The following is an 8,464-nucleotide window of genomic DNA, read 5'->3' on the forward strand; positions in this document are numbered from 1 at the left end:
TTTTCCCATTTCTTATGTAGAAATAATCCTATTTCAACTTTTCCAGAAGTTTACGGTTGGCATCATCGATCATAGAATCATCCAAAGAGGCGAGATATATTCGTGTCGTATTTTCCGATGTATGCCCCATACCTGCACTTATCACCGAGAGCGACACTTCATTGTTGCGAGCCGCTGTTGCCCAAGAATGCCTTGCCGTATATGATGACAAAACCACCTTGCAACCCAACATATTAGACAACAATTTCAATCGCTTATTATATAAACTGAGAGCGTTTCTGTATTCTATGTATGCCTCCTTGTCGTCCACAGAACGGAGTATAGGAAACAAATATGGCGAATTTTTATCTTTTTCGCAGTGTCTTTCTATCAACTCGCATATACAAGACTCCACCCTGATACGCAAACGCTGTCTTGTCTTACGTCTGTTGTATATGATAATATCGCTTTTATAATCGGATTTTTTCAGAAATGCAATATCGACAAATGCCATGCCACGTGTACCATAACTAAAAATAAAGATGTCGCGGGCAAATGCCAATTGAGGTTTTTCAACAAGATCAAGTTTATACAACTTATATATAAGTTCTTCACTGACAGCTCTTTTGACGGTCTTGTCAATGCCGGTATAGGCATTTTTAAAGGGGAAAGACTGTAAAACCAAGCCTTCGTTTACGGCATCATTATAAATTGAACGCAACACTCTCAGATAAAAAGAACAGGAGTTACGCATAAGATTACGTTGCATTAGCCAATCGTTATACGACTCCAATATTTTGTTATCCAACTCATCAAATAAAATATCTTTTCCATTGAGAAAATTGGAAAAACTGTTTTTCATTCTAAGACAATTGGTTGCCTGTCCCCACCGACGCTGTTTTTGCAAATTGTCGATATGCGCATTAATATATTGTAATACATATACTTTACCTGTTTTATAATTAAAAAACATCTCACAGATATCATCAATGGTAAAACTGTTGGAATACACTTTCAGTCTATCAACAACATCATTAAAATGTGTAATGTCTGCTTCAATACGATTATAAACCGACTGACAATTGCTGTTTGTCATGTTGTCGTAAAGACAACCATTCATGACGTCCCATTCCCACAAACTCAATTTAATATCAGTAGAAACTATCCTGACTCTTTGTTTATGAGTCATCTGATAAAACACCGTTCCTTTCTTGTCTGCAACGGTAGATGGTCTGAATTTCACTTTTATACTTGCCATAATACAAAAAACTGTTAAAAAATACCGTAGTATAGGCAATTTCAAGATATGACAAGTGATTATAACAGACAAAAAACGTGGAGACATTACTTTTCACATGCTCCACGTGATAAATCATCAAAATAAAAAACAATTCACCAAGTCATCAAAGTTGGATGGCTATCATTATTTTAATGCTGTCATTTGTTCTTCAATGACTTTTATTTTAGCTTCAGCATCAGCCTTTTTCTTGCGTTCCTTGTCAACGACAGCTGCCGGGGCACCATTGACAAAACGTTCATTAGACAGTTTAGCCTCTACACTCTTCAGGAATCCTTTGGTATAATTCAGTTCCTCCTCCAATTTCTTCAACTCCGCCTCCACATCGACAGAATCAGCAATAGGGATGAAAAACTCCACTGCTCCTACGATAAAACCGAAGGCATCATGAGGTTTCTCGTCAGCATAGATAACATGTTCCACATTACAGAGTTTCATTATTACAGAGTCAAAGTCACGGCTGACATTGCCGTCTTTATCCACCACGAGCAAGTCAACCGCCTGACGGAACGAGATATTTTTCTCGGCACGTATCTTGCGTATATTATTGATTACATCCTGAGCGAAGCCGAACATATCGAGCATTTTTGCATCAACAGTTTTCTGACCAGGCTGTTGTGAGATAATGATATCATCGCCATCGGTACGTTCCTGCAAGAGATGCCACACCTCTTCAGTGATGAATGGCATGAAAGGATGCAATATCTTCATGAGGTTCTCAAAGAATGTCACCGTCTCGTTATAAGTCACCCTGTCCACAGAGCAGCCTGCAGGAGCTTTCACCATCTCGAGATACCATGAACAGAAGTCGTCCCATATCAATTTATAAATACCCATAAGAGCATCGGAGAGACGATATCTGTCGAGGTTGTCGTTAGTCTCGGCGAGTATCTTGTTATAACGGGCCTCGAACCATCTTGATGCTATCATGGCAGTCTCCGGCTGAGACAAGTTATCATCAACGGTCCAGCCTTTTACGAGACGCAAGGCATTCCATATCTTATTACAGAAGTTACGTCCCTGTTCGCACAACGACTCATCGAAAGGCAAGTCATTGCCGGCAGGTGCCGTAAGGAGCATGCCCATACGTACACCATCGGCACCGAATTTGTCTATCAATTCTATAGGGTCCGGAGAGTTGCCGAGCGACTTGGACATTTTGCGTCCGCGTTTATCACGCACTATACCGGTGAAATACACATTGCTAAAAGGCACCTTTTGTTGGTATTCCTCACCTGCCATTATCATGCGGGCAACCCAGAAGAAGATGATATCCGGAGCAGTGATAAGGTCGTTGGTTGGATAATAATATTTGAACTCCTCATTGTCAGGATTCATTATGCCGTCGAACAACGACAGAGGCCACAGCCATGAACTGAACCATGTGTCGAGACAGTCAGGGTCCTGACGCAGTTGTTCTGCAGAAAAGTCCACACCTGTCTTTTCCTTTGCAAGACGAAGAGCCTCTTCAATATTCTCAGCCACCACAAAACCGCCTTCCGGAAGATAATATGCAGGAATCTGATGACCCCACCACAACTGACGGCTGATACACCAGTCTTTTATATTCTCGAGCCAATGACGATAAAGGTTGACATATTTTGGAGGATAGAACCTGATATCACCCGACTCCACCGGGGCAAGAGCAATCTTAGCAAGATGTTCCATTTTCAGGAACCATTGCATGGACAGTTTAGGTTCTATCGGTACATTGGTACGTTCGGAATAACCCACCTTATTATTATAGTCTTCCACTTTCTCGAGCAAGCCTGCAGCTTCAAGATCTTTGACAATTTGTTTTCTCACCGCCATACGGTCCATGCCGACATACAAGCCGGCAGCCTCGCTGACAGTAGCATCATCATTAAATATATTGATACTCTCAAGATTATGTTTATCACCCAACATATAGTCGTTGACATCATGAGCCGGAGTGACTTTAAGACAACCTGTACCGAACTCCACATCGACATAATCGTCTTCAATGACGGGTATCACACGCCCCACGAGAGGCACTATCACCTTTTTACCTTTAAGATGTTGATTTTTAGGGTCATTAGGATTGATACACATAGCAGTATCGCCCATAATTGTTTCAGGACGCGTCGTAGCCACCACTGCATAGCCATCCTCACCTTCTATCATATATTTAAGATAATAGAGTTTGCTATGCTCTTCCTTGTAGATGACCTCTTCGTCGCTAAGAGCCGTAAGGGCGACAGGGTCCCAGTTGACCATACGCACCCCGCGATATATCAAACCTTTGTTGTACAAGTCACAAAAGACATGAATAACACTTTTGCTGCGGATTTCATCCATAGTAAAAGCTGTACGGTCCCAGTCGCATGAAGCGCCGAGTCTGCGAAGTTGTTTCAAAATGATACCACCATGTTCATGAGTCCAGTCCCAGGCATGTTTCAAGAACTCCTCACGAGATATATCAGTCTTTTTTATACCCTGTTGTGCAAGTTTGTTGACGACCTTGGCTTCAGTAGCAATAGAGGCATGGTCCGTTCCGGGCACCCAACAGGCGTTCTTGCCCTGCATACGGGCACGACGAATCAAGACATCCTGAATGGTATTGTTCAACATGTGTCCCATGTGAAGCACGCCTGTCACATTAGGCGGAGGTATCACTATAGTATAAGGTTCACGTTCATCAGGAGTAGAATGAAAATATTTCTTGTCAATCCAATGCCGGTACCACTTCTCCTCGGTAGCCTGCGGGCTGTATTTGCTGCTGATTTCCATTAGATTTATAGTTATTTCTGTTTTCAATTAATCTGCAAAAATACATTTTTTTTATAAACTCTTAAATATATAAAAGGATTTTTTGAATGTGCAAAAACATCGGACAAGAACAATATCTCTATAAATTCCTTATTCAACAATTTGTTAAAAGATATTTTCAATAAAAGTCAAATTTCAAAATTAAGACATCATAACAATATTTTCAAACATATCAAGACAGATACATGTCAAAAAAACATCAAATTTCAAAATTAGCAAAAACATAAAAAGAACAACATAACTATCAAGCTGTAAATCAAATAATTACATCATATTTACAAAGAAAAGAACAAAGAAAAAACATAAAAACGCAAAAGATATCAAAACTTTTCATACCTTTGTGCAGAATTAACAAGAATATTGAAAACTAAACAGATGTATAATTAAAAATTTTTAATGAATTATGTTTAAAGGACATCCCAAAGGGCTTTTGGCGGCTGCTCTAAGTAATATGGGTGAGCGTTTTGGCTACTATATTATGAACGCCGTTCTATTATTGTTCTTAGTATCTAAATTCGGTTTACCTGATGGCACAGCCGGAGTAATCTATTCTGTATTTTATTGCGGAATTTACGTATTAAGCTTAGTCGGCGGTATTATTGCCGACAGGACACAGAACTATAACAGGACCATTCAAACGGGTTTAATCATCATGGCATTGGGTTATGTTGCTTTGGCAATCCCGTTGTTCAGCAAGACTGAAACAGGTATGATAGCCGATCATGGAGGACAATGGTGGAGCATTCTCATCTTCACATGTTTTGCTCTGTTACTCATTGCCTTCGGTAATGGATTATTCAAAGGCAACTTACAGGCTATTGTAGGAAAGATGTATGATGAACTCGAGGCTGAAGCTGCCAAGAATGGTGAAGAGGCTCTCAGGATTGCAAAAGACAAACGTGATTCCGGTTTTCAGATTTTCTACGTATTCATCAATGTCGGAGGTTTGATAGCACCTTTCGTTGCGCCATTGTTGCGTGAGTGGTGGCTTAACATACATCATTTCATTTACAATGCCGACATGCCGGCTCTTTGCCATCAATTCCTCGCAAACGGCGAGATGACGGTCAAGTTTACCGAAACAATGGCTGAAGTGATAAAAGAAGGCTACATAATGACAGACACGGGCAAGTTCTGTTCAGAATACATAGAAACTTTCAATACAGGTATTCATTTCTCATTCTTCGCCTCGGTAGCAGCAATGCTTATCTCATTGATTATTTTCGTAACCACGAAGAAAAGATTCCCACAGCCTGCAAAGAAAGAACAAGCCAATGTCGTATCTTATACACCTGAAGAAAAACTCGCCATGGCAAAAGAAATCAAACAAAGACTGTATGCCTTGTTTGCCGTGTTGGGTATAGCAATATTCTTCTGGTTGTCATTCCACCAGAACGGACAGTCATTATCTGTCTTTGCACGTGATTTCGTGAAGACCGATTCCGTAGCACCTGAGATCTGGCAAGCTCTGAATCCGGGATTTGTCATCATACTTACACCTATCATCATGTGGATATTCTCCACACTGAATAAAAAAGGAAAGAGCATCTCCACACCGCGCAAGATTGCCATCGGTATGTTCATCGCCGGTTTGGCCTACCTGTTCCTTATGGTATTCTCATTGATTAACAAATATCCTTCCGGAACAGAGTTCCGTGCCATGGATGCAAGTACCATGAATTCCTTAGGACTTGTCAAAGCCGGACCGTGGGTTCTCTTAGTGACCTACTTCTTCCTGACAGTAGCAGAATTGTTCATCTCACCGTTGGGATTATCATTCGTATCCAAGGTGGCGCCTCGTCACATGGTAGGTCTTTGCCAAGGTTTATGGTTAGGTGCCACTGCCATAGGCAATCTTTTCATTTTCATCGGACCAATAATGTACAACGCATGGCCGATATGGCAATGCTGGGCAGTATTCTTTGCAATATGTCTCATCTCAATGGGTGTGATGTTGGGTATGGTGAAATGGTTAGAAAGAGTAACAGCATAAAAGTATAATAAAGAAACAAACAGAAAGCCTGCATCAACAGCAGGCTTTTTTAAAATAACAAAATTATGTTCAAAGGACATCCAAAAGGTTTATATGCATTGGCATTAGCCAACACAGGCGAGCGTTTTGGTTATTATACCATGCTTGCCATCTTCGTGTTGTTTCTTCAAGCCAAATTCGGTTTCAACGAGGCACAGACCGGTAACATTTACGGTATTTTCCTCGGAGTAGTGTATTTCATGCCTCTCATTGGAGGTATTCTCGCCGACCGCTTCGGATATGGCAAGATGGTAGTCACCGGCATAGTGGTGATGTTCATAGGATATCTGTTGCTTGCCATTCCTGCGCAACAGTCTTTTGCGTTGATAAGCATGTTCTCCGCCCTGTTTCTCATAGCAGTAGGCACCGGACTTTTCAAAGGCAACCTGCAGGTCATGGTGGGAAATCTCTACGACGACCCCAAATACAACAACAGCAGAGACAATGGATTCAGCCTGTTTTACATGGCTATCAACATAGGCTCCATGTTCGCACCCATCACCGCCACCAAGATAACGGAGTTGTTTCTCGGCAAAGCCGGATTCACCTATGTACCGCAGATACCGGCTCTCGCTCATCAATATCTCGACGGCAGTATTACTGAAGAGGCATTGGCATCATTTCAGCAGTTGGCTGTAGGACAAGGGTATGAAATCAACAATCTGACAGCTTTTGCCAACGATTATATCAACAAACTATCAGAGGCTTACAACTATGGTTTCGGTGTCGCCTGCATATCATTGATATTGTCTATCGCCATTTACATCTGTTGCCGTCGCTGGTTCAAGCATGCCGATGTCAACACCAAGCAGGCAAAAGCAGATACTGAAAGTAAAGTACATGTAGAAGAGTTGACACCTGAGCAGACGAAGTCACGCATGACAGCCCTGTTCCTTGTTTTCGCCGTTGTGATATTTTTCTGGATGTCGTTCCAACAAAACGGATTATGTCTTACATGGTTCGCCCGAGACTACACTTCCAACATAGTAAGCGGCATCACGAGGATAGGATTCGACATTGTCGCATTGGTACTCATTGCAATAGGTGTTTATGCTGCATTCAGCATCTTCCAGTCCGAAAGCAAAAAAGCCAAGATAATATCTGCAATAGTTGCCATTGCTGCCTTTGCCGGAGCCATAGTGAAATATTTACAGTTACCATCAGAATTGTCGGTATTTCCACAAGAGTTCCAACAGTTCAACCCGTTCTTCGTCGTCGTACTGACACCATTTTCAATAGCCCTATTCTCCATGTTGGGCAAGAGAGGCAAAGAGCCTTCGGCACCGAGAAAGATTGGCATGGGCATGGTAGTGGCAGCATTAGGATTTTTGATAATGGCAGTAGCATCATTCAACCTTGCAAGCCCGGCAGATTTGAAATCCATGGGAGGCGTCAGTGATACTTTAGTATCACCCAACTGGCTGATAAGCACTTATTTAGTATTGACATTCGCTGAATTATTGCTTAGTCCCATGGGAATATCATTTGTAACGAAAGTAGCACCTCCAAAATACAAAGGCATGATGATGGGATTCTGGTTCGTAGTCACTGCAATAGGCAACTATCTTACCAATGTCATTGCAAGAATATGGGGTACGGGTTTGCCACTATGGCAAGTGTGGAGTGTGTTGATAATATTGTGTCTCATCTCTGCAATATTTATATTCTCCATGATGAAAAAACTCGAATCAGCGACAAAGGATTGTTAATGATTCACATTCATAACAAAAGTGACTGGATTTTTACGTTCAGTCACTTTTTTATTTTCCAAATCAAAAAAATGATATATCTAAAGTAAAAATATAAATCAATTACACACTTTTTGAAATAAGAAAGACTTTACAAGTCCCGTCCGCACCGCAATAAACATTGAAAATCAATGTTTTGTGAAATAGACACCCGATTTTACACCCAAGAATGTAAAGTCGGGTGTTTTTCATTAAGAAGCAAAAAGAAAGGGCTAAACTTACTTTGAAGTTTGCCCCTTAATCTCATTATTGCGGCTATTGCTATTTTTCTCCACGTATAAACATGTTCTGATAGTTAATAACCAGCCGTTTGAATGATAGTACGAAATCCGCTCCTAATGAGCCGGAAAATAACTGACTGCCGGATTCCGTATTTTTAACGACCTCCGTATTATATAATTTAACAGTGGAACCTGCTACTTCAAAACGGAATTCGGGTAATACAACTGCTTTTGTTTGTGATATTCCGCCAAAGCCTCCACGGGAGGTTGTCTGTTCAGCGAGCCCCTCTATTGCGTCGGGAAATGTTTCTGCAAATTTATTTCCCAAATCAGATTTTACATTGCCTGTATCAAAAATCAAATCCAATGGATGTCCATCATAACTAATCCTTACTTG

At 41.1% G+C, this 8,464-nt stretch carries 5 protein-coding genes; 2 read left to right on the forward strand and 3 right to left on the reverse strand.

What is annotated here, in order from left to right; translation table 11 throughout:
• Positions 1–28: 28 nt before the first annotated feature.
• Positions 29–1,237 carry a tyrosine-type recombinase/integrase gene (locus tag ACZOVS_RS10090; RefSeq protein WP_483997105.1) on the reverse strand — a complete coding sequence of 403 codons (1,209 nt, stop codon included), beginning with the start codon at positions 1,235–1,237 and terminating at the stop codon, positions 29–31.
• 165 nt (positions 1,238–1,402) lie between these two features.
• The gene (locus tag ACZOVS_RS10095) at positions 1,403–4,027 is read right to left on the reverse strand and encodes a valine--tRNA ligase (protein WP_483997106.1); all 2,625 of its coding nucleotides are present in this window, start codon (positions 4,025–4,027) and stop codon (positions 1,403–1,405) included.
• Positions 4,028–4,469: 442 nt separating this feature from the next.
• Between ACZOVS_RS10095 and ACZOVS_RS10100 the strand changes: the two genes are divergently transcribed.
• The gene (locus ACZOVS_RS10100) at positions 4,470–6,059 is read left to right on the forward strand and encodes a peptide MFS transporter (RefSeq protein ID WP_483997107.1); all 1,590 of its coding nucleotides are present in this window, start codon (positions 4,470–4,472) and stop codon (positions 6,057–6,059) included.
• A gap of 65 nt (positions 6,060–6,124) precedes the next feature.
• Positions 6,125–7,807: a peptide MFS transporter gene (locus ACZOVS_RS10105; protein ID WP_483997108.1), complete on the forward strand. Its 1,683-nt coding sequence runs from the start codon at positions 6,125–6,127 to the stop codon at positions 7,805–7,807.
• Positions 7,808–8,107: 300 nt separating this feature from the next.
• On the opposite strand, the gene ACZOVS_RS10110 is transcribed toward ACZOVS_RS10105, so the two are convergent.
• A partial coding sequence (locus tag ACZOVS_RS10110; RefSeq protein ID WP_483997109.1) for a hypothetical protein occupies positions 8,108–8,464 on the reverse strand: 357 nt, incomplete at its 5' end.

The sequence above is a fragment of the Candidatus Limimorpha avicola genome (genome assembly GCF_056978975.1).

Bases quoted from the DNA above. Each gene is read 5' to 3' on its own strand.
- ACZOVS_RS10105 (WP_483997108.1), top strand. From the start codon at position 6,125: ATGTTCAAAGGACATCCAAAAGGTTTATATGCATTGGCATTAGCCAAC.
- ACZOVS_RS10095 (WP_483997106.1), bottom strand. From the start codon at position 4,027: ATGGAAATCAGCAGCAAATACAGCCCGCAGGCTACCGAGGAGAAGTGG.
- ACZOVS_RS10090 (WP_483997105.1), bottom strand. From the start codon at position 1,237: ATGGCAAGTATAAAAGTGAAATTCAGACCATCTACCGTTGCAGACAAG.
- ACZOVS_RS10100 (WP_483997107.1), top strand. From the start codon at position 4,470: ATGTTTAAAGGACATCCCAAAGGGCTTTTGGCGGCTGCTCTAAGTAAT.